Annotated in this window: 1 protein-coding gene; it reads left to right on the forward strand. The window is 75.5% G+C overall.

What is annotated here, in order from left to right; genetic code table 11:
- Nucleotides 1-2,104, forward strand: a 2,104-nt coding sequence (locus G3I53_RS12570) for a DEAD/DEAH box helicase (protein WP_239063832.1), incomplete at its 5' end; no start/stop codon positions are given.
- Nucleotides 2,105-2,253: the final 149 nt, after the last annotated feature.

Here is a 2,253-nt window from a genome sequence, read left to right on the forward strand (position 1 = left end):
GCACGCGGGCGCGGCGGTCGTGCAGGTGCACAGCCTGGCCGACCCGACCCTGGTCGCCGACGCGGCGTCCCTGTGGGCGGGCGAGGCCGAGGGCGCCTTCGGACCGCGGGCCCGGGTGGACGCCGCCCTCGCCGTCCGCCGCGCGGCCCGCGTCTGGCCGCCGCTGGACCGGCTGTCCGACCAGGACGTCCCCGACGTACTGGCCCTGTCCGAGGACGAGTTGACCGACCTGCTGGGAGTCGCCGCGACCCGGCTCGCCGCGGCCGGAGTCGCCGTGCACTGGCCCCGCGACCTCGCCCAGGACCTCACCGCCACGGCCGTCGTCCGCCCGGCCCCCGGCTCCGCGACCGACGGCAGCGCCTTCCTGGAGAGCGAACACCTGCTGACCTTCGGCTGGCAGGTCGCGCTGCGCGGCGACCCGCTCACCGAGGCCGAGATGGACGCCCTGGCCGAGGCCCACCGCCCGGTGGTGCGGCTGCGCGACCAGTGGGTGCTCGTCGACCCCGCCCTCGTCCGCAAGGCCCGCAAACGGGATCTGGGCCTGCTCGACCCGGTCGACGCCCTCTCCGTCGCCCTCACCGGCAGCGCCGAGGTCGACGGCGAGACCGTCGAAGCCGTCCCGGCCGGCGCGCTCGCCGTCCTCCGCGACCGCCTGACCGCGGGCGTCCGCCCCGCCGCACCCCCGCCCGGCCTCGCCGCCACCCTGCGCGACTACCAACTGCGGGGCCTGGCCTGGCTGGACCTCATGACCTCCCTCGGCCTCGGCGGCTGCCTGGCCGACGACATGGGCCTCGGCAAGACCGTCACCCTCATCGCCCTCCACCTGAAGCGGGCCCGCAGCGAGCCCACCCTCGTCGTCTGCCCGGCCTCCCTCCTCGGCAACTGGCAGCGCGAGATCACCCGGTTCGCGCCCGGCGTCCCCGTCCGGCGCTTCCACGGCCCCGACCGCAGCCTGGACGGCCTGGCCGGCGGCTTCGTCCTCACCACCTACGGCACCATGCGCTCGGCCGCCCCCGCCCTGGCCGAGCGGAGCTGGGGCATGGTCGTCGCCGACGAGGCACAGCACGTCAAGAACCCGCACTCGGCCACCGCCAAGGCCCTGCGCACCATCCCGGCGCCCGCCCGCGTCGCCCTGACCGGCACCCCCGTCGAGAACAACCTCTCCGAACTGTGGGCTCTGCTCGACTGGACGACCCCCGGCCTCCTCGGCCCCCTCAAGTCCTTCCGCGCCCGCCAAGCGCGCGCCGTGGAGAGCGGCGAGGACGACGAGGCCGCCCAGCGGCTGGCCCGCCTGGTGCGCCCCTTCCTGCTGCGGCGCAAGAAGTCCGACCCGGGCATCGTGCCCGAACTCCCGCCCAAGACCGAGACCGACCACCCCGTGCCCCTCACCCGCGAACAGGCCGCGCTGTACGAGGCGGTGGTGCGCGAGTCGATGCTCGCCATCGAGACCGCCCGGGGCATGGGGCGCCGCGGCCTGGTGCTGAAGCTGCTGACCTCGCTCAAACAGATCTGCGACCACCCGGCCCTGTACCTCAAGGAGGACCACACGGCGGCGGACGACGGCCGGCTCGCCCAGCGGTCGGGCAAACTGGCCCTGCTGGACGAGCTGTTGGACACCGTCCTCGCGGAGGACGGCTCGGCCCTGGTGTTCACCCAGTACGTCGGGATGGCCCGCCTGATCACCAGGCACCTCACCGGGCGCGCGGTGCCCGTCGAACTCCTCCACGGCGGTACGCCGGTGGCCGAGCGCGAGCGGATGGTGGACCGCTTCCAGAGCGGAGCCACCCCCGTCCTCGTCCTCTCGCTGAAGGCGGCCGGCACCGGCCTGAACCTCACCCGGGCGGGCCACGTCGTCCACGTCGACCGCTGGTGGAACCCGGCCGTCGAGGAACAGGCCACCGACCGCGCCTACCGCATCGGCCAGACCCAGCCCGTCCAGGTGCACCGCCTGGTCACGGAGGGCACGGTGGAGGACCGCATCGCCGAGATGCTGGAGGCCAAGCGCGCCCTCGCCGACGCGATCCTCGGCTCCGGGGAGTCCGCGCTGACCGAACTGACCGACCGTGAGCTGACCGATCTGGTCTCCCTGAGGAGGCCGTCATGACCCCGCCCTCCGCAGCCGACGCCCCCCGCCCGTCGGACCGGGCCCGCGAGGCCCTCCGGGCGGCCCGCGCGGCGATGCGGGCACGCGAGGAGGCGGGCTCGTGCCCCGACGCGGACGCCCCTGCCGACGCGGACGCCCCTGCCGACGTG

The organism is Streptomyces sp. SID14436 (genome assembly GCF_010548465.1).
Classification (GTDB): domain Bacteria; phylum Actinomycetota; class Actinomycetes; order Streptomycetales; family Streptomycetaceae; genus Streptomyces.